We start from the raw sequence: 21,516 nt of genomic DNA on the forward strand, positions 1-21,516 counted from the left end.
GAGCTCAACTAGGATGGTTATTGCTCTATAGGACGTCAGGGAGGATTTATGCGGGAAGGGCATCATCAAATCACCTATCGCGCCATGCCGCCACAAGCCCGGTTTGGTTTTTTTACTCGTCCGCTGCATGACGAATCCTGCTACACTCAGGACGAACTGCAATTGCGGGAAGCCATTGTCGCGGCCCGTAGCCAAAGCGGCCTCGACCCCGACTTGTTGCGCACGGACATGGCCTGGTTTTCCCCTGATAACCAGGTGGCCCTCGTCAATGTCAATGAAGGCTCCTGGATTTTTGCCAACGAATACCGCCCGAGACAGGGTTTAAGCCGTGATGATTTTCACATCGGCCTGATAAACCGCCAGCTTCATTGGCCCGCCTTAAACACCATGACCCGCTACATCGGCGACTACCTGTTAATACGTAATAATCAATTGGACGACCGGCATCTGAATCAGCCGCTTAATTATGTGTTCCTTGATGCCGTACAAATGCTTAACCGCATGGCGGTTATTCATGATGGGCGATTTGTTAACAAACAGCTGCAATTGCTTAATAAATACCTGCGTGTGGTCGAAACACACGTTTCACCGACTCAGGGAAGCGACCGCCTGTTCCTTGCCGATTGCCGTTACACGCTGGAACATCGCATTGCCAAAGACATTGAGAATAGACAGCAGTCACACCAGTTAAAATTGCAGTTTGAACAGGTTAGACACCAATTAAACCGCGTCGCTGAACTCCGTCACACGGTGCTGCATTTTGCCCTGACAGACGGCACGGTTAACCCTCATCCCTATTGGGAGCATTTTTCAGACGTGCCCAGAGGCATTGAAGGCAAGCAGGAGTTTCCCACCCTCTCTGCCAAACACTGTGCCGAAAAGACAAGCGATGCCCTGGCACAACCCGGAAACCCGGAACTAAGTCAATTAAAGCTGACGCCGCATACCCTGGACAACTGCCCGGCGCTGGGATTAATTGACAAAACCTCGACAGACATTAAAGCGGCTTACGGTCAGAGCATCAGCGACTTGCAAGAGGTCTTGCGTTTTCAACATATTCTCGATTCCCTGCTGCAATTATTTGACCAGGCCGGCGAAGTGTTTACACTCATCCAGTTTCGAAGGCAAATGAACAATCTGCTGCTTGGCATTGAACAGTTTGTTCAGCAATCGGAACAACACATCGTCAGTGTAGTGGAAGCAAATTCACGGCTTTATCATCAATTGATTCAGGATAAGCAGGATTTAAGCTGGTGGCAACGAATGACGTCCGGAAAAGCGGAAAAAATCGACCGCTATATTAACAATCAGGATAACCTCGCGCGCTTTCCCACCTCCGTCTCGGATTTAAGCGCCGCCAGCAAGGAATTACTCGATGGGGTGCATGAGGTGCTCACTCATCTGAAGCAGCAAGGGACAGAAACCCGGCAAATTGCCATGGTGAGTTCCACGCGTGAGCTTGTCCAGCATTTAATGGATTCCATGCATGCCTGGGTTGGTCATCAACAGGAGATGAATGGTTTGCCCGTCCCCGATAAACCCACACCGATCCTCGACAATCAACAGCAACTACCGCCTGTGGATTTAGGCACTCGATCATTTGAGCCGCCCTCATCTTTTGCCAAACAGGCATCGCTACCGCAGGCGCCGCTTTTTTTCCAGGCGCAATCCCAGCGCGTGCCGGCGTCATCCTGCCTAACCAACCAACCCTGCACAGCCTCTCTACTGGCAGGCAATGACACCCTCGCCCAAAGCAGCCCTTCAAACACCGCTGCCTTAAAGCCAGAAGCGGCGGCCATTTCGGCTTCTGTCCTGTTGGGTACGCTGGTTTTGTTGCCTTTAGTTTTTATCGGCCTGAAATTACTGTACGACGCCTGGCAGAGGCCTGCACCAAGCCGACGTTCGTCCAATGACAAAGAAACGTTTAACCAGCTGGCCACCCAGGCGGCGGATTTATTATCCGCTGCCTCGCACCTGCTTCCGCAAGAGGAAACCAGCTGCATGCAGGAGGAGTTTGACCACCTTAAGGACAAAGCCCAAACATCACAGGATTATGATAATGAATCCATGAGCGATTTAGTGCATGAGCTAAAAGAGACGCTGTCTCCCTTAAAGCCCGGGCAAGTCAGCCTTAATGGCTGAACTCCCGTGGCGCGGTGTTTGTTTTGTTGAAACTTCGCGATTTGGCATTTTCGTATACTGCATTAAAAAAATGGGCTCGCATGTCATCTGTTGTCACTTGATTGGCGAGGGGATAAGCCCCCTCGCTGGCCTGCATTAGCTGCACCACTTCTTTGAACACCTCGTGACTGAGTGCACTTTCACAGCCTCCGCCACAAAAAATTTTGGTCAGAATCATCTCATTGCTGTTGCCAGAATCTTTAAGATAACCTTCCACTTCAGTAGCGCGCGTCCTGGTACTGAAGATATTAAATGAGTAAGACTTATAATTATTCTTGATGACCTGCCGAATTATTTTTTTAAACTTTTCACTATCGATAGTCTGCGCCCATTGATACATGCTATCTGTGAAGGACTGACGCGCCTTAGCAGAATAAACATGGGTAAAGCGAGGGTCCGCTTGAACAAACTTCTGCGCTTCGGCGGCGTAAGTTCTGACTTCAAATTCTTTTTTTTGCACGGCTCGCAAAACAGATGACAAATTGACATCGCTTTGCCCAATCCGGTGCGTCAGCATCATGGGCACGAGGTATTGGATGAGCAGCGTATTCAATGAATTGCTCTCTGTTCCCCCTGTCGCCAGAATACATCCGAGAATGTTTTCCCCTTTTTCTTTGCTGTTTTTAAGGTAGCTTAAAACATCGGTTCGATGTTTATTGGATAATACATTCAAAGTAGAAGGCTTGTAATGCTTGACGATCACCTCGCCAATATAACCATCCAGCGTGATACGACCAATGTCGTTTGCCCAGTCGAACAGGGCTTGCAGCGTCGCTGAAATCACCGCTTTTTCGGTATGATTACGCATCACGAATGGCGTTGTCTCAGGCTTCTCCTGACGCCCAATCGGCGCATCCTTGCCTTTTAGGTGTCGCACAAAACCAAAACTGGTATTAAACTCCCACATTTGGTTAATGATGTTACGCCAGGCTTCTGCGCTGGGTGTCTGGCCAAATAATTTAAAAAGCCGATTTTCATAATTGTGACAGCAATTGGTTATGTCGATACAGAACTGCATGTTGGCTTCGTCATTTAACTGCCCGGCCTGCAGGTCAAAATACCGATCAGTGCATTTCCCTAAATCCTGCCTTAACCGCTTTAATTCAATGTACCCCTGAGCCAGCGGATTTTCTTCATCGCAATCCAGTTTAGGCATCTCGATGTCCGACTTAAATAACTGAATGGAGCGAGTAATCTCTTCCATGGGCTTGGTGGCAGAAGCTTTACTTGTTTCCAGTGTTTTGCTGGCCAGGGAGGTCTTTCGGGTTAACTCCTCCCAAAGACCTTCCAGCAATTTGTCAATGTTGGATAGGATGGCTTTAAAATGCAGGGTGTGAGCATCACGCCAGATTTGATGATAGCGGGCATGCATTCTTTCCAAATCATATTTTGCCGCAGTCGGTAAACAATAATAATTCGGTGCACCTGCTGACGGGGCTGACTCGGCTTTCTTTTTATACGCTTGCGAGTACTCTTCTATGGATGCATTTTCCTGCTCTGCCCAGGCTTTGGTTTTATTAAAGGCAGACGGCCGCGCCTGCAGGAAATCACGAAAACTCATGACCGGAACACCGGATGCGTTTTTTTCTATCCCCCCATAAAAAACGGTGTTACGATAAAACTCATCGTATTCATGCTGCATAACGTCAAGGATGTGGTTAACGAAAGGCTCACGATCCGTTTCCGTATTAAACAGGCCAGGGTAAGTTTTTGATAATAATTCGGCTTTATCGCTCGGCAGTGACAGGTAGTTTAGCGGCTCGTCGCCGAAATACTCATTGAAACGCTCTTTCAGGGTTGAGGGTTCATACGTTAATAATTCCTGCAAAATCGCACTGAAAAACTGCTCCTGGAAACTTTGGGGCTGGCTATCGGAATCCAGTTTGATGGAGGGATTGGCCGCAAGATCGCGAAAGGACTGATAACACATGTGCCGTTTGGTCAGGTTCAAATTGCCTGGCATGGTGTTGGTGGGCCAGTGAGTACGGGTCTCGATAATGGGAAAATTATCAAGATCCGTGCTTTTTAAGCCCATGGACGTTTCCGGATGTTCCTTGACAATGCCATCGGTATTACGAGCGCCTTTCATTATCCAGGTGATGCCCCACAGCATCATGTCGTAGTCGAGAATGTTGTCCAGGTCGGTATTCCCAGGGTGACGATCGTCGCATTTATGCCGCCAGGCTGCGATAAGCCACTTGGCGACATTATGCGCCAACAAGGTATTGTAGCTCGGATAAACCTCTTCTCTTTCACTGGCATTGACAGGCAGGGTAGCACCGGAAGGGGCCATAGGCTTGTATTTTTTGAGGGCAATTGAGAGGGTTCCACAAATCTCACCCTTTTCATCGTAGACCAGCCGCTCTTCCGCTGCATTATCGCCCAGGGAATTGCGCAGTGCAACGCTGACAGCGACTGAGTATAGAGCCAGCACTCGTGGGTAAGAGCCGCTTAGGGGTTTAAAAAATCCAGTTTTCTCACCATCAACAGCATCTACAAAAGTTGCTTTTTCTATTACATGACCAGAGGAGGGTACCGTCTTGTCGTTGGTAAATTTTAACTGGCCATACCGTAACGCCTTCTTTGGCAAAGTCATGGCTCATTCCTTAAGTTTCCGTCGGTGCAGAATAATCATATTAAGCAGAAAATCAGGCGTAATTCAATAGTATTTTCTATAACAAATGTGCATGGACATGAAATTGTTTGCATTTTCCGTGGACATAAAACCTGATGTTACGATTATTGTTTGCCTTTTGATCAGCTTAAATTGTTTTTACATCACCTGCTGCGGAATGGGGCGAAGACTTGGAGAGAAATAAAAATGCAATAGTGGCAAACACGCATTCCAATAGTGGTGGAACCCAAAACCAATGCCATTGAACAGCCTGTTCGGCAAACGGCAAACTCACCGCACCAATGCTGGCCGCCAATGCCCAGACAGTGGACACACCGCGGCAACGGTACTGGGCCGGTAACTGTAAATAGAGGAAATAAAACATGGATGAACAAATCAAGCCATTGGTCAATACATAGCCTGCCAACGCAGCGATCACACCCGGAGCATAGGCAATGGTAGTACAATAAAACAACACCGGTGCAGTCAACAGGGCAATCACGGCACCGAGTCGCAATAGCAAATACACACGTTCCGGACTCACCGCGCGCGCCAGGGGCAGAGCCAGCAAGGCCGAACACAATTGCGCTAGTGAACCAATCCAGGCGCATTGGCTGCTGCTCCAAAGACCCCGGTCAATGGCATAGGAGACCCAGAAGGCATTGCAGAGATACACGGTGACACTGACAAATGCGCCAAGCATGGCAATGTTCATCAATCCCTGCGCATGTGTACGCCAGATCTCGGCAATGGGCGCGTGATTGGTTTTAAATTCGGGCGATTCCGTCAAGCGCTTGCGAAGCCGGCAAACCCACAAGGACAAAAGACCAACACTGGCAAAGAGTAGTCGCCACATCCAGGGAACAGGACTGTATTGCAAAAGAGCAGCCATTGCCCCGCCAAGAAACATACCAGCCGCACCGCTTGCGGCAACAAGACTGCCCGCCCGCAGCGGTTGTTTTGCATGATGTTCAATCAAAAACATGGCGGAGGTATTGATTTCCCCACCCAACGCCAGACCCTGCGCCACGCGCAGGAATAAAAGACCAAAGGCAGCGGCAATGCCAATGGTGTTGTAGTCGGGTAATAAGCAAATACCTACCGTTGCGATGCCCATTAAACCGGCAGACCAAACCATGGGCTTTCGTCGGCCGATGGCATCCGCCTGCTGCCCGAACAGCCATCCACCCAAGGGGCGCGCCAGGAAAGCAGCGGCAAAGAGCGCAAACGACAGAAGCAGACTATACGACGAAGGCGGAAAAAATTCTTTGGCAAATACCGATTTGGCCAAATACAAATAAAGACTGAAATCCAGCCACTCCAAAAAAATCAATGCCAGGACAATCGCTAATGCACTTCGTTTCATGCCGCAGGCGCTCCAATGGTCCGTGCAAGCTCAATATCCAGTGTGTTGATGTCTTCGCTGGTGGTCGGCCGCTCAAAAAAGAGAAAATCGCCGCTTTTTCGGTAATGGTAAGCGTTGGCAAGAGTCAGCGTAAAAATCAAGGTCACCATGTTGGCAATGATCATCAGTGTTTTTCTTAATCGCGGATTCCTGTCTTCATTGGCTATGGTCATCAGGGGAGTCTCCACCTGTTTAAGCTGCTTTAAAAAGGTGTCTTTATGGGGGGGCACCTCCTGATTCATTGCCGCAAATACCATCTGGTAAAGTTGGGTCCGGTATTGACGTTCCGGCTCAAGGTAACGAGCGAGTTTATCTGGGGAATGCGTTGATAATCGCACGCGGATATTCTGAAAACGGGTTTCAATCTGTGTGACCATAGTAAAAAACTGCCTGCCTTTTTCGTTCTCTTCGAGCAGGAGATCGATTAGTGTTCTATCGAGCCCTAACAGTCGAAAGCGATTGACTAATAGCACACGCATCGCCAGGTAATCACCATACTGCCAAGTAGTATCGCCGGCGAGCGCCTGTCCCTCCTGCTCGGGCTTAAAAAATCCGCCAGTCTGACGCTGGGTAATGCTCCTGTAAACAAACTGCGCGGCATCAGACTGCAAAGCCGCCGGGAAATGTTCAACCTTAACCATGATTTTGCGAAAGTCATAGCCTTGCTCATCGTTTTCCATCGCCAATTTGTAATGCGCGGCATTCGTTGAGCCTCGGCGTGCCAAACGATTAACCAAAACCACGCGGGAGGCCTGATTCTCTTCCTGTAATAACGACCGTACTGGCAGGTTTCGTTTATGAACGGCTAAAACAGCCTCAGCCAATTGGGGGTTGGTTATTAAGGCCGGGAAATAATTGGTTAATGGACTGTCCTGGTCTTCCAGCTGAATGATTTTAAATGCTGCGACCGCCCGCTGTATGAATTCATCCGCGGGCTTGTCATCCAGCATGACAAAAAAGGACGCGAATTCCTTAAACAGCTGAGATGCCAGCATCCGGCTAATGCCCCCGTGCTTTGAATCGACATCGAGTTGACGCAGAGCAACCGCCATCGCCTCCAGCCTGGGTTTCTTTTTGAGTAAATCAAGCCAGCGCAAATCGATGCCGAGAAGAGACGCCAACGAAGCGACTTGTTGATAGTCATTGATAATGCGGCTTAACTGATGAATCATCTCAGGCTTATCCACCGGGGCCGGGAACTGGTTTTTTAACAGCCTGGGTAAAACGTCAGTCAGGTATTCTTTGACCTCACTTTTATAGAGCGAATTTTCACACTGACTGTAAAGCAAACTCAACAAATGACACAATGGTGAATCAAGCACCGCGAGATCAAAAGGCAACTTTAATGTCATTAAGAGATTCAGGGCCCTCGATTTTACTGGATTGCTGCTAATGCCCTGCATCTGTGACGGCATGAATTTTTCTTCATGCATTAAAACGATAAGATTAGCAAGGTAAGGTTCTGCAACAAGGCGCTGCCGTAATTTGTCCATGTCCTCCACTTTGATTAATCCCAGCGCAACAAAAACCAATAATGCGCGTTGCTGCGCCAAAGGATAAGTACTCATGGCGACGAGAACGACATGGAAAAGGGGCATATTCAGTAAAGGACTGATCGCTGATTTAAGACTTAAGGAATCTAAATGATTGATGGCCAGAACCAATGCGTCATTGGGCACCGTAAATGCCAGTATTTCTGCTGGAAACCCCAGTTCCAACAATACCTGACAAGCCTTGATTTGGTTATCATTTTCACAAATAGCCAGAATATGGAGGTCTTGCCCGTCGATGTAGCGTTTCCCCAACCCTTTGAGGAAATCAGGCTGAAGCGGTTTTTTACGTAACATCTGAGCCGTTGCGAATTTGGGCAAGACATTAGCAAAATAGACCTGCATTTCCTTAATGCGTTCTACTTGCCGGCCGAAGGGCTGTTGCTTGGCCAGATAACCTGTCAATTCCATAGGGTTAAACACCTGTGAAAGGAATTTGGAAGGGGTAAGGCTATCGATAAGCTGAGTCAGTTGCTCCGGAGTTAACTCAGGATCAATAAGCAGCAGTTGAAAAACGACCGCCTGAATGTAGTGATCGTCCTGCTTTGCAAAAACACCATGAAAAAATGCCACTGCCTTCCATACCACGGGCAATGGCTTGCCTTTGTGGGTGATTAATTGGCGGGCCAATTCCATTTTATAAGGGGACTGGTTTAAAAAGCGGAAAAACTCAACCTGTTCTTGGCTATTGAAATGCTCTTTTAATTGATCATCGAATTCATTTACCAGGCTTTTTACAAAAGCAAGCACCGCATCATTGTCAGCCACCCAACCGTATTGCTCCAAAAGCCCCAGTCTATCCAGCCTCAAGGCGGCATAGGCTTTCTCACGATCGTTTAAGGTTATGGTCTTTTTATCCAGGATAGACAGTAAAGTCTTCTTTAAGGGTGACTGGGGCTTTAAACAATCCATCACCTGCCGCGGGGTTAACTGACTGCCCACGCCATTGAGTTTTTGCAACAGCAAATCATTGAGAATAATGTCCGGATTTTTTTCCAACAGCTGCAGCAGCGTGTCATTGTCCTCGAACCGGGAGAATTCCGAAGTCACATACTGGGCACAATGCATGAAGGTATCGGCATGGACATTAAATTTGTTGATACCGGGAACCAGGCTGCGAGCCATTGCCTCGATGCGCGGTGAATTGATGTAGGTTGCGATGGTTCCAGAAATGGGAAACAAGGTATGAGAAGACACCGAGGTTGCTCTTTTTTCAGGCTCCACAAGGTAGGGTTCGGGGTTAAAGCCGGTGACAACATAGACTTCACGCTGCTCGACAGGCAGGTGGGTGTTTTTGGTGATGGCAATCAGCCAAAGGCTGGGGTCATCGGCACGGTAACAATAACTGAATCCTGAAGGAACACCGGCTTTATCCACATAGGCAAACGAAACGGCTTTTTTTTGTTTGTAATAGCTTTCACTTAAAAGCTCATTGGGCTCATCCGCCTTTCTGAATGTATCAGGAGGAAAAAGCAGCTGAATGTTGCCCGCGCTCATATCTCCCTGCCAATAGAAAAGATGATTCGGGATGGTTTCGTCCTGCCAGTGCTTCAGGTGCGCCTTTAATTCGCTGCGAGTACCTAAAAAAAGCGTGCGGTTGATGTCAACGATAATACTGTCTCTGGTCTTTTCCGGCTTTTCAAGCAGCGAAGGTCGTTTGAGGTCAAAAATTAAATCCTTTGCCTTGCCATGTATAAAATAAACCATTGAAAATCCTCCCTCAGGCTGGACTGCCATTATACTTCATGTTTGGTCATTTAGAAAAAAATACATTCCTATTGTGCAAATTTAGCCTTGCAGGTTCTTCTACCTTTTTGCATCCGGTTTCGGAAGAACGGGACAAAAGACACCCACTTCCGTAAAAGCCTCCTTGACAGCCGTCGTATCCCATTGGCGATCCTGCGCGGCCTGAATGACACCACAGGCAGCAAAATCGTAATAGGCAATGGGGGACCAGTAAAAGCGATTGGCATCAATCATTACCTGGAAAGCCTTCTGCACAGTCCAACCTGGTTTATTGGCGAGAAGGTAAAACGCTTTATTGTAGACGCCGCTACTTAAATGCACATCCAGGTCATCGGTATACTCCCTGGCATGCTCGATGGACATGCCGTCTTTGCTCGGCTCATCCATGTAACGTAAAGGCGCACCGCCAAGCACCGCCTCACGGCCTATCGTCCAGTCCTTTCCATCCCAATACCAGGGGTAGCTCTGTCGTATGTAGTCCTGCAGGGCTATCGCTGCCATATCAGAAAACGCTTCGTTAATAGCCCCCGACTGCCCCTCATACACCAAAGCCGAATGAAGCTGGGTAAAATTATGTGATAATTCATGAGCAATGACCGTTTGAGCAGGGGCGGTGAGGAACTGATGGCCATTGCCAATGATGATTTGTTGGTGGGCCATTAATTGGCCATCCAGCGACACGGTGGGTATGGCAAACGCATTGTCCATTTCAGACAAGTGCGTATAAACCCGCAGAGGCAAATCCGTGCCCAGAGGATTTTGTTGCTGATAATTTTTTTCATACATGGCCAAGGTCTGCCCAGCAAAGTACATGGCATCGTTCACAGGAGAAAAGGAATAATTAACTGGCCCTGTGTTGGCATCATTGTAATTAAGATAATACGAGGACGGATCGCAGGCGTAGGAAAAGGCAGTTAAAGCATAGGTGTTTTCGTCTTCCGTACTGATGGGGAAGGCTTCGTAACCGAGTGGTAAATTGGCCATGTTAATGACACGCAGAGAGTCATTCTCGACATAACACCGCCCGTCTTTTACTTTGACTTCGAATTTGCCCAGCGAAGGCAAGCCGGGCAGAGCATCACCGTGTTGAAAAGACCCGGGACGGTAAGGCAAGGGAAACGCGTTTCCGCCAAGACCCTGCCCCCACTGTTCACGATGAACAGCATCCCATGCTTTTAATACCTGACCCGTATTGGCATCCACCAGCATCTGGGGTTCACGCAAGGCAGAGTCTGGTGCATGGGTGTAGTAAGCCATGAGGTAAGCGAGATGGGCGTGCTGTTGGCTATCGAGGTAAATAACCTTTTGATGATGAAACCACTTCACCGGGCCTTTGACTTTCGCCAGCACTTGCTTTCTAAGCTGCTGCACCGACAACAAGCCCTCTGACGTTTTAATTGTTTCCTCCAGCCCACGGACATTCATCCCGGTAACCCAGACCGGCTGGTTATCCAGTTGATGAAAGATCAACTGATAACCCCAAACGGGAATTCCTCTAAAAAGAATCTGATACCGTGCATGCTGCGCGGCAGTCGATTGCAAACGCAACTGATACGGGCTATCCGCCATGTTTCTGAGCGGGGTCAGAAGCGAAGGCCGATGAAGCGGAATACTCTGGTATTGCTGCAGAAGACGGTTACTTTTGCCCCACATCAGTTCTCCCGTGGCAGCAAAAGCCATGCCCGACAGACAACCCAGCGAGACGATACAAAGCCTCCTTATTCTCATTCTCATACATCATCCTGATTGATACACCAACGCCCTTTTATTCTGCGCTCAATTTACCAGTATTTTCCGTGAAAGGCGAAGGTAAGTCTTACGCATGCTTTCTGGTTGATAGTTGAGTATACTCTTAAAACTTTTCCCTTAAACCCTGACCATGCTCCATACCTTACTCGCCATTCTTTTACTGGAAGGATTTGTCACTATTTCCGTCGAAATATTAACCATACGGCAATTACTGCCTTTCTTTGGCGGCAGCGTGGTCATTACCAGCATTATTATTGGTTTTTTTTTGTTATTTCTGGCCCTGGGCTATTGGCGCGGCGGCATGCATTCCAGCGATTTCTATAAAAAGTTAAACCGCAATTTCATGGTCAGTGTGATTTGGATAGGGATTGGGTTGAATTACAGTTTCATTGGCAGCTTTTTCGAGTGGACCATTAACAGACTGTCTCTGCCTTTTCTGGCCAGCCTGACCCTTTACCTGCTGCTCGTTCTGGCGCCTGTTGTTTTCTGGCTGGGACAAACCATCCCGTTAACCACGAATTTATTCAGTCAGGAACAGCGAGTTAGCCGCATCAGCGGCAAGGCCCTCTTTTTAAGCACGCTGGGGTCTTTTTCAGGGGCGCTGGTGACGTCACTGCTGCTTTTTCAGTTTGCCGGCGTAGCCTGGACCGTCGTCGTGAATTGCACCCTGCTTTTCTTGCTGGTTATTTTGCTAAAGCCTCAAAGTGGCCTCGCCTGGCCCCTCCTGATTTTGCTCGGGTTGGCTTTGTATTTCATCAAATTATTGAATGTGAACTATGAGCAGCAGTTTTTTAAATTAACAAACAATTACGGTAATTATGAAATCCTTACCGCTCAAAATGCGCGTCTGCTTCGAATTAATTTATCCGGCAGCTCAATGATAACGGAGAAGAAAGAGGGGTTTGCTTACATTGAATTTATCCGTCATTTCTTGTTTAACCAGCTCCAGTTGCAGCATAAAAGAATACTGGTCATCGGTGCTGGCGGTTTTTCGCTCACCGCAGCAGGCACTCATGCGAATGACGTGACGTATGTCGACATTGATCCGCAAATTAAAAGCGTGGCTGAAAAGCATTTTCTTGAGGGCAAAATCCATGGTCGTTTTATTGGTCAGGATGCACGGCGTTACCTCAATGAAACACGGGAACAATTTGATGTCATTGTGGCGGATGCCTACAGTCACCAACAAACTATTCCAGCCTCCCTGCTCACTGCGGATTATTTTGCCCAATTGGCTTCACACTTGAAGCCTTCAGGTCTTTTAGTGGTCAATCTCATTACCAACCCCCTGTTTAACAGCTCGTTCAGCAAGCGCGTCCATAATACCATCTTGAGTATTTTCCCTTTTTGTAATGTAGTCCCTCTCGACTGGAAAAAATTAAGTAATGTCATCTACATTTGTCCGCGACAGGGAAAGGATGACGTGATATACAGTGATAATCTAACCGGTTCCACGTTTGATTTTTATCATCAGTTGCAATCCAGCCAATAAGGCACTATCCCTTGCGGGTTTTAAAGCCCGTCTGACGACTCGCTCATCCCCCAAACAGGACTGAAGATTTAAGCTTGATTGAGAGTGGCTGTTTTTTGCTGCCGAACATACAGGGTTTTTTTGACTGTGGCGACCACTTGCTTTTGTTCATCCACAATGGCCACTTCAAATGTTGGGTAAACCTTTTCATCGCGTAGGGCGGCTTCACGGATTTCCGTGACTTGCTGCTCGCTTAACGCAAATTCCGCGTAAACCCGGCCTTTACCTGGCCGAATGTAATTAATTTCGCTTTGCTTGTCCCAGGCCACATACCCTTTTCCCAGACGTTTAATCAGCATCAATACAAAAAAAGGATCCGTCATGGAAAACAGGCTTCCGCCATACTGGACACGCATGTAATTTTTGTTATACCAGCGAAAAGCCAGCGACACGCGCACATAGGAGAAATCATCGCGAAGCTCTTCAACTTTAATGCCCGCGCCCCAAAAAGGGGGCCAGGCATTTAAAATCCACCGCAATTGCTTCGCTGACAATTTCATTGGTTCGCCGCCTTAAAGACTGTGACCTGAAGCGATGTCACGTTCTGCAGGCCCCGCGGTAAACGATTGCCGCGGCGGCCGCGCTCACCCGCGTAATGGTTTAAATCCTCATTCTTTAAGGTGAAATGACGCTTGCCGGCATGTACCGTCAAGGCATCTTCAGCATGCAACACCTGGATGTCGATGACGAACTCTTCGCGCGCCATGACTTTGGAGGCAGGAATGCTAATCATCTTGTTCCCTTTGCCGCGATTGAGTTCAGGCAATTCTGACGCTTTGAAAATCAGTAAACGTCCAACATTGGTCACGCAGGCCAGAAGCTGGTTTTCCCTGTCGGTTAACACACGTGGCGTCAACAGGCTGCTGCCCTCTGGCAGTTTGACGCAGGCTTTGCCGTTGCGGTTTTTTACATACAACTCACCAAGGCGGGTAATGAAACCGTAGCCAGCATCCGATGCAAGGACAAGCCAATCATCGGCCTCGCCGCTGGCCAGAGCTTCAAACATCATGCCATCGGCAGGGTTCAACTTGCTGGTCAGGGGCTCTCCCTGACCCCGTGCTGAAGGCAGCACATGCCCCGGAAGAGTATAAACCTTGCCTTCACTGTCAAAAAAGAGAATCTGCTGATTGCTGCGAGCATTGACCTGCGCTTTAAATTCATCTCCCGCCTTATAACTTAACTCACGCCCTTCGACATCATGCCCTTTTGCCGCGCGAATCCAGCCTTTCTGCGACAACACCACGGTGATGGGTTCATTGGGTAACAAATCTTCTTCCTTTAAGGCCTGGGCATCATGTCGCTCCATTAAAGGAGAACGTCGCTCATCGCCAAACGCATCCCGATCAGCGATGATTTCTTTTTTAACCAGGGTTTTAAGGCGTGCTTCACTGGCTAATGTTTTTTCAAGCATGTCGCGTTCGTTGCTTAACTCGTCATGTTCAGCCCGCAATCGTATTTCTTCCAGCCTGGCCAAATGCCGCAATTTCATCTCCAGAATCGCCTCGGCCTGCCTTTCGCTCAAATTAAAACGCTGAATCAAGGCCGGTTTCGGTTCTTCGCTCTCGCGGATGATGGCAATGACCTCATCGATATTAAGGAAAGCAATGATTAAGCCCTCAAGCACATGCAATCGCTCAAGTACTTTATCCAGGCGGTATTGAAGTCGCCGTTTTACCGTCATCAGCCGATAAACCAGCCACTCATTGAGCAAGGTCGATAAACTTTTTACCCGCGGTTTGCCATCCAGACCAATCATATTGAAATTAACGCGGTAGCTTCGCTCCAGATCCGTGGTGGCAAACAGATGGGACATTAGCCCATCCACATCAATGCGATTGGAACGAGGAATAATGACAATGCGGGTGGGGTGCTCATGGTCAGATTCATCGCGCAGGTCTTCGACCATGGGTAATTTTTTTTGTTGCATCTGGGCTGCAATCTGTTCAATGACTTTGGCACCGGATACCTGATACGGTAGGGCAGTAATGACAATGTTTTGCTTTTCTACGGTAAACACCGCGCGCATTTTGATTGAGCCGATACCGGTTTCATACACCGTCCGTATCTGACTTTTGGGCGTAATGATTTCAGCGCTGGTTGGAAAATCAGGTCCCTGAATAAATTGGCAAAGGTCATCAAGGCTGGCTTGGGGATTGTCAAGTAAATGAATGCAGGCATCCGCCACTTCCCGTAAATTGTGCGGCAGGATGTCCGACGACATACCCACCGCAATACCTGTTGCACCATTCAGCAGCACGTTAGGCAAACGAGCCGGCAGCAGGGAAGGTTCTTTCAGCGTGCCGTCGAAATTGTCTACCCAATCCACGGTTCCCTGCTGTAACTCGGATAACAGTAACTCCGCATAAGCCGATAAGCGTGCCTCCGTATATCGCATGGCGGCAAAGGATTTTGGATCGTCTGCAGAACCCCAGTTGCCCTGACCGTCGACAAACGGGTAACGGTAGGAGAAGGGCTGGGCCATCAAGACCATGGCCTCGTAACAGGCGGAATCCCCATGAGGGTGGAATTTACCCAAAACATCCCCCACTGTACGCGCGGATTTTTTATGCTTTGCCGTGGCTTTAAGGCCCAATTCCGACATGGCGTAAACAATTCGGCGCTGGACCGGCTTTAATCCATCGGCAAGATGAGGCAAGGCTCTGTCCAGAATAACGTACATGGAGTAATCAAGGTACGCTTTTTCTGTAAATTCCGTAATCGGTTTACGCTCTATAGCATCATTCATAACAATATTCATTCGCTGGTTCTTTTCAATGTTGATCGTAGTTTACTCTGGAACAATTTGGCAAAGCTATTTTATCAAACTCTGATGCCGGCTAAAAACAAAAAAGACCAGGGATGTGAATAACTTTCCATCAGCCTAGCCTTATTTTGAATATTAATCAATTATCTCCTTGATAATTAATGATTTTTTATGGTGGCCGTCATTCGCAGTCATTGCACAACCTGTGGATAACCCTGTGAATTTAACTGCAAGTGCTTGTTATTCCTCAACTCTTTCCTTGCGCGGGGTCTCGGGTAAAAGGTAAAGGCTCAAATAGGTCAATAACTGAAACCCACCCTGAACCATATGATTTTCTTCCAACTCAAATTTCATTACCAGTTGATCCGCAAGGAAAAAGGCCAGCCAATAACTTAAGGAAATAATAAAAGCCCAATCAGCGCGTCGCATCCAGCCTGATGTGGGCTGAAACAAGGCTAACGCCGTCCAGCCGAAAGCCAGGGTAGACAGGAAAGACCACAGGATAATGCCCGCAAAGGACCATTGGGATACCCAGGCAGGCACAGCATACATTTTGAGCGACTCCACCAGAAAAGGGTAATTTGTATCTGGCGCCCAGCTTTTGATTAACCAGCCGTTGTGGGCGAGCAGGCCGACAACATCTGTCCAGAGAGCAATGAGCCACCAGACAAACCAGAAAAGAATCGTTATTTTTTTAAACCCTGTGATGGGATTGAGATGTTTCATTGCTTCACCTGGAGTAGTATTAGTTGCAGTGGAGTAAATGTGTCGTTATGGTTCGGATGTTCTTCGTTTCACCTCTTGCCACAACTCACCGAGAAATTCGATGGGTTGCCCCTTTAAATCAGTATACCCTTTCTCGCCTGCCAATGCTTTAAGTGCCTCCATGCGGGCGGTAAATTTATCGGCTGTCCTGGCCAGTGTTTCATGAACATTAAAGTTAAGAAAACAACAGAGGGAAAGGGCTGTGTGCAATAAATCACCGACCTCTTCCTGCACACGCGCGGCGGATTGCCGATTATCCAGTGCCTCTTTAATTTCCTGACATTCGCTTATGGCCTGCTCGATAATCATGTCGGCATCGGGCCAGAGAAAACCAAAATCACGCACCTCTTTTTCGAGCGTTAATAAGCGCTGCAACGCTGTTTCTGTCATTCATCACCTCACAAATGCAGGTTTAAACTGATCGGTTTGGCCGGTAGCAACAAGTCCGTGTCATTGTCATTGTTCTTTTCAAAAAAGCCAATAATGGATGGGCGTTTCTTTAATGCTGGCTCAAGCGATGAATTAACCACCGCATAACTTAACTGGGCCTTTTTGGATGGTGTTGACGGCAACGCCAACGAGCCATAACGGTACACATTCAGACGCGGCAGCCCACCCTGGGGGAGGGTATACCAGGGGTCGATCAGGTTAATCAAGCCACCTTTTGAATTTTTTCCGAGAAAATTATCAAGGCTTATTCCAAAGGAAGGCGAAGCCAGATCATGGCCGTGAATCAGGGTTAATTTAACCTTGGTCCCAGCCTGCAATTGAGTGGTATCCCGATTCCAGCACAGGCGAAAAAGAGGACACTCTATCGGCATGCTTTGAGGGAGGCCGTCACGATAAAACATTTCGAGATAACACCGCTCAGAATCGATGGCTTTTCGTAAGTCCAGGCTGACAAAGACAGCATTCACGGCATCGATTACCTTGGCCAACTCCCCTGCACCCAGATGATAAAAACAGGTTTTTGCATGGTCAACTTCTTCCGGAAGGTGAAGTGTGGCCCGTAAAGCTGCCGTCATTCGCGGTTTATATTCATCATAAAAGGCATACAACGTTTCCAAACCCACCGGCGCATGAGTATACAGAATAAGTTCATCGTCATCTCCCTTGCTGCAGGCAAAAAGGCCCAGGGTGGAGCGATACAGACTGAATAGATGGATAAATCGCTCTTCAGGAAACAGTCCATGATAAAGAAAAAACAAGGCACCAAACGCGGATCGCATCTGTTGATTACGCAATCGGTCATACCCCACAGTCAGAGCAATCTTTGGTGAATATTCACCATTTAAGACCAGGCTGATAAAGGCCATGTCATGATTGGACATCAGGGTTTCGACCCGAATTTTTGCGATGAGAAGCCACTCATAAATCAATAAGGTATACAAATCATTATTACCGCGATCAGCGACCACATCCCCTAGAAAGCGAAGAATCCCTATCTGGCCGGGTTTCGCCTGGTGGAGGATGCGAATAAAATCATCCATGGCCTTTTCATAGGGCGCATAATCAGCCGCTTGCGGGTCTAACTCCTGTTCATAAATCTCCACGATTCTTTGGTAATCTTCTGCTCCTCCTGCCAGCGTCATGAGGCCTGTTTTTATCAAAAAATAAATCATTTTCAGGGCGTTGCCGTGCCCGTCGCCAAGGGTCACTTCATCCTCATTCTTCAAGGGCGAAATGTCGGAAGGGTATTTTCGCAGATCAACATCCATGTGAATCAATTTAAGAGCCATCCCTTTTCCTCTTGTTTTTTTATTGTGTGTTACACTTTCCTATAAAGAAAACCGTTCTCTGACTATGGCATCGATCCGGGCTTTTTGGGGTATACAACTGCCTCAGGCAGCGAATAACACATTGGCTGGCTTGATCCGTTCTCTGCAAACCAATCTGGTCAATACAAACATTCGATGGTCTGCGCCAGAAAATTTACATATTACTTTACAATTTTTAAAGGCCATTGATAAGGAGGCTATTCCTTCTCTGATTGCCTCGGTGGGGCAACAGGTACAGGACCTTCCCGCTTTTCCTATCCAGCTGGGAAAAATCGAACTATTCCCATCCTCGCATAAACCGCATGTCATTTCGCTTGCAGTACCCGTCAATCATTCCCTGATTACGCTTGCCAATCGAGTCGGAGAAGGCATCGGGCGGGCGGGGTATGAGATTGAACAAAGACCCTACCGTGCTCACCTTACCTTAGGCCGCCTGCGACAGAAGGGAAAAGTGCTTTTGCCAGAGGATTTGATGTGGCCCGATGTTGGGGACATCCCTGTGCAGGAAATCAGTTTGTGGGAAAGCAGACCTTCACATCAGGGATCCTGTTATCTCCTGCTGCATAAAGAGCGATTGGCAGGCGTCTGATTGATTTGCTTTTCTGTAGGGCAAATAGAACGCTGCCTTAGAGCATTGGCCAATTATCACAACATTCGGTCTAATACCGGTAAAAAAAATCCCGCCAAGGCGGGATTTCTGCTGTCTGGTTCGATTATTTTAAATTCTTGCGAATTTTTTGTATGGCTCGAATTTGAGCAACCGCTCTGGCCAGTTCGGCTGCGGCTCGGGAGTAATCTAGATCCGTGTTTTTGTTGGCAATCTCTTCCTCGGCTTTAGCTTTTGCAGCCAGAGCCGCGGCTTCATCAAGGTTATCCGCACGCTCTACGGTATCAGCCAACACGGTAACGCAATGAGGTTGTACCTCCAGCATGCCACCTGATACGTAGTAAATTTCCTGACTGCCGCCAGGAAGCGTTATCCTGATTTCACCGGGTTTAAGTACGGTCAGCAAAGGGGCGTGGCCAGGGGTAATCCCTACCTCGCCAAGCTCACCTGTTGCCACAACCAACTCAACAACGCCTGAATAAATTTCCTTTTCAGCACTGACAATGTCCAGATGCGTGCTAATCGCCATGTTATCCTGCCTCATAAGGTCTTCGCTTTGGCAACGGCTTCTTCAATGCTACCCACCATGTAAAAGGCTTGCTCAGGCAGGTCATCGTATTCACCAGCCAGAATGCCCTGGAACCCTTTAATGGTGTCTTTCAGTGACACGTATTTACCGGGTGAGCCCGTGAATACTTCAGCCACGAAGAAAGGTTGAGAAAGGAATCGTTGAATTTTACGGGCACGTGTCACAACGCGCTTGTCTTCTTCAGACAATTCATCCATTCCAAGAATGGCAATGATGTCTTTCAGCTCTTTGTAACGTTGCAGCGTTTGCTGTACACGACGGGCAGTATCATAATGCTCCTGACCTACAATCAATGGATCCAATTGACGGGACGTCGAGTCTAATGGATCAACAGCGGGGTAAATACCCAATTCAGCAATCTGACGCGACAAAACGACGGTGGCATCCAAGTGAGCAAAGGTGGTTGCAGGAGAGGGATCGGTCAAGTCGTCAGCAGGAACATAAACCGCCTGAATGGAGGTAATAGAGCCTGTCTTGGTTGATGTAATACGCTCTTGAAGCATACCCATTTCTTCAGCCAGGGTCGGTTGGTAACCTACGGCGGAAGGCATACGACCTAACAATGCAGATACTTCCACACCAGCCAGCGTATAACGGTAAATGTTATCAATGAAGAGCAGTACATCACGGCCTTCATCACGGAATTTCTCTGCCATGGTCAAGCCAGTCAACGCCACACGCAGACGGTTCCCTGGCGGCTCATTCATCTGACCATAAACCAGGGATACTTTATCGAGTACATTGGAGTCTTTCATTTCATGATAGAAATCGTTACCCTCACGAGTACGTTCACCCACACCAGCAAATACAGAGTAACCACTGTGCTCAATTGCAATGTTACGGATGAGTTCCATCATGTTGACTGTTTTACCCACACCCGCACCACCGAATAAACCCACCTTACCCCCTTTGGCAAACGGGCAAAGCAAGTCGATTACTTTAATACCGGTTTCCAGTAATTCCTGGCTGCCGGCCTGCTCTTCGTAGCTTGGGGCTTTACGGTGAATAGACCAGTATTCATCTGCTTCAATAGGACCAGCTTCATCCACTGGACGTCCCAATACATCCATAATACGGCCTAAGGTTTTCTTGCCGACAGGAACTTGAATGGGTTTACCGGTGTTTTTAGCTTTTACACCGCGCTTGAGACCTTCTGACGATCCCATCGCAATCGTACGGACAACACCGTCGCCAAGCTGCTGCTGTACTTCAAACGTTAAATCGCCATCAACCAGATGCAAGGCATCGTTTACTTTGGGAACCTCATCACGGGGAAATTCCACGTCAACAACCGCACCAATTACTTCAACTACTGTTCCTAAACTCATGATATACCCTCGTTATAAAGCGTCAGCGCCACCGACAATTTCAGCCAATTCCTGAGTAATGGCAGCCTGTCGGGCTTTGTTATAAATCAAGCGAAGCTGTTTGATCAATTCACCGGCATTATCCGTTGCACTTTTCATTGCAATCATTTTGGCAGCCTGCTCGCAGGCGATGTTTTCTACAACCGCTTGATAAGCCTGTAATTCGATGTAGCGTTCCAATAAACCATCGAGCAATTCCTTGGCATCCGGTTCGTAGATATAATCCCAATGATGTCCCAGGCGTTGTGTGTCTTCTTCAGACATTGGAAGAGGCAGCAACTGTTTCAGCATCGGCTTTTGGGTCATGGTGTTTACAAATTCATTGTAAATGATGTGCAGGGCATCAATTTCACCACGGTAGAATGCATCCAGCATGACCTTGACCACACCAATTAAATCACTCACGCTGGGTTTATCACCCAACTGATCCACGGATGCAATGACTTTGCCGCCGAAACGCTTGAAAAAAGCCTGACCCTTGCGGCCTACGACACTGACATCGATGTCCTTGCCTTCCTGCTGCCATTGCCGCATATGACGTACAGTGTCTCGCAGCAAATTTGCATTTAAACCACCGCATAAGCCACGATCGGTCGTCACCACAATGATGCCTACACGCTTAATGTCACGACCAGTCATAAAAGGATGACGGTATTCCGAATTCGCTCGAGCAATGTGCTTGACCACGTCATAAATTTTTGAGGCATAGGGTTTGGATGCACGCATTCGATCCTGCGTCTTACGCATTTTACTCGCGGCAACCATTTCCATAGCCTTGGTGATTTTTTTCGTATTGTTAATACTTGCAATTTTAGTACGGACTTCTTTTGCACCAGCCATATCTGCTTCGCCTTAATTACCAAAATGATT

Annotated in this window: 15 protein-coding genes; 3 read left to right on the forward strand and 12 right to left on the reverse strand. The window is 47.9% G+C overall.

Annotated elements, in window-relative coordinates:
* Positions 1-48 precede the first annotated feature (48 nt).
* Positions 49-2,142: a hypothetical protein gene (locus tag GH742_RS14510; protein ID WP_203455558.1), complete on the forward strand. Its 2,094-nt coding sequence runs from the start codon at positions 49-51 to the stop codon at positions 2,140-2,142.
* Here the strand turns inward: GH742_RS14510 and GH742_RS14515 are convergent.
* The 4 genes from GH742_RS14515 to GH742_RS14530 form a co-directional block, all read right to left on the reverse strand.
* A complete protein-coding gene (locus tag GH742_RS14515) occupies positions 2,132-4,777 on the reverse strand; it encodes a hypothetical protein (protein WP_203455559.1) in 2,646 nt (881 codons plus the stop codon). The two genes, GH742_RS14510 and GH742_RS14515, sit on opposite strands and share 11 nt — an antisense overlap.
* Positions 4,778-4,943: 166 nt before the next feature.
* Positions 4,944-6,161 (reverse strand): MFS transporter, encoded by a 1,218-nt coding sequence (locus GH742_RS14520; protein WP_203455560.1) that lies wholly within the window; start codon positions 6,159-6,161, stop codon positions 4,944-4,946.
* The gene (locus GH742_RS14525) at positions 6,158-9,457 is read right to left on the reverse strand and encodes a hypothetical protein (RefSeq protein WP_203455561.1); all 3,300 of its coding nucleotides are present in this window, start codon (positions 9,455-9,457) and stop codon (positions 6,158-6,160) included. The genes GH742_RS14520 and GH742_RS14525 overlap by 4 nt, the downstream gene beginning before the upstream one ends.
* Before the next feature lie 99 nt (positions 9,458-9,556).
* On the reverse strand, positions 9,557-11,230 hold the full coding sequence (locus GH742_RS14530) for a M4 family metallopeptidase (RefSeq protein WP_203455562.1): 1,674 nt from the start codon (positions 11,228-11,230) through the stop codon (positions 9,557-9,559).
* A 145-nt stretch (positions 11,231-11,375) separates the two neighbouring features.
* Between GH742_RS14530 and GH742_RS14535 the strand changes: the two genes are divergently transcribed.
* Positions 11,376-12,737 (forward strand): fused MFS/spermidine synthase, encoded by a 1,362-nt coding sequence (locus tag GH742_RS14535; RefSeq protein ID WP_203455563.1) that lies wholly within the window; start codon positions 11,376-11,378, stop codon positions 12,735-12,737.
* 68 nt (positions 12,738-12,805) lie between these two features.
* Here the strand turns inward: GH742_RS14535 and GH742_RS14540 are convergent, their stop codons facing one another.
* The 5 genes from GH742_RS14540 to GH742_RS14560 form a co-directional block, all read right to left on the reverse strand.
* Positions 12,806-13,276 carry a DUF4442 domain-containing protein gene (locus tag GH742_RS14540; RefSeq protein ID WP_203455564.1) on the reverse strand — a complete coding sequence of 157 codons (471 nt, stop codon included), beginning with the start codon at positions 13,274-13,276 and terminating at the stop codon, positions 12,806-12,808.
* Positions 13,273-15,522, reverse strand: a complete 2,250-nt coding sequence (gene parC / locus GH742_RS14545) for a DNA topoisomerase IV subunit A (protein ID WP_203456971.1) — start codon at positions 15,520-15,522, stop codon at positions 13,273-13,275. The genes GH742_RS14540 and parC overlap by 4 nt, the downstream gene beginning before the upstream one ends.
* A 258-nt stretch (positions 15,523-15,780) precedes the next feature.
* On the reverse strand, positions 15,781-16,266 hold the full coding sequence (locus GH742_RS14550; RefSeq protein ID WP_203455565.1) for a hypothetical protein: 486 nt from the start codon (positions 16,264-16,266) through the stop codon (positions 15,781-15,783).
* Between the two features lie 45 nt (positions 16,267-16,311).
* A complete protein-coding gene (locus GH742_RS14555; protein ID WP_203455566.1) occupies positions 16,312-16,695 on the reverse strand; it encodes a MazG nucleotide pyrophosphohydrolase domain-containing protein in 384 nt (127 codons plus the stop codon).
* An 8-nt stretch (positions 16,696-16,703) separates the two neighbouring features.
* Entirely contained in the window at positions 16,704-18,044 is a 1,341-nt protein-coding gene (locus tag GH742_RS14560; protein WP_203455567.1) for a hypothetical protein, read from the reverse strand.
* Positions 18,045-18,108: 64 nt separating this feature from the next.
* On the opposite strand from GH742_RS14560, the gene thpR reads away from it, so the two are divergent.
* The gene (thpR, locus tag GH742_RS14565; RefSeq protein ID WP_203455568.1) at positions 18,109-18,672 is read left to right on the forward strand and encodes an RNA 2',3'-cyclic phosphodiesterase; all 564 of its coding nucleotides are present in this window, start codon (positions 18,109-18,111) and stop codon (positions 18,670-18,672) included.
* A 124-nt stretch (positions 18,673-18,796) separates the two neighbouring features.
* Here the strand turns inward: thpR and GH742_RS14570 are convergent, their stop codons facing one another.
* Genes GH742_RS14570 through atpG form a run of 3 tightly spaced genes read right to left on the reverse strand, consistent with a single transcriptional unit; the run spans position 18,797 to position 21,486 of the window.
* Positions 18,797-19,219: a F0F1 ATP synthase subunit epsilon gene (locus tag GH742_RS14570; RefSeq protein ID WP_203456972.1), complete on the reverse strand. Its 423-nt coding sequence runs from the start codon at positions 19,217-19,219 to the stop codon at positions 18,797-18,799.
* Between the two features lie 11 nt (positions 19,220-19,230).
* On the reverse strand, positions 19,231-20,607 hold the full coding sequence (atpD, locus tag GH742_RS14575; protein WP_108290994.1) for a F0F1 ATP synthase subunit beta: 1,377 nt from the start codon (positions 20,605-20,607) through the stop codon (positions 19,231-19,233).
* A 12-nt stretch (positions 20,608-20,619) separates the two neighbouring features.
* The gene (gene atpG, locus GH742_RS14580; protein WP_203455569.1) at positions 20,620-21,486 is read right to left on the reverse strand and encodes a F0F1 ATP synthase subunit gamma; all 867 of its coding nucleotides are present in this window, start codon (positions 21,484-21,486) and stop codon (positions 20,620-20,622) included.
* Positions 21,487-21,516 lie beyond the last annotated feature (30 nt).

This window comes from Legionella sp. MW5194, assembly GCF_016864235.1.
Classification (GTDB): Bacteria; Pseudomonadota; Gammaproteobacteria; order Legionellales; family Legionellaceae; genus Legionella_C.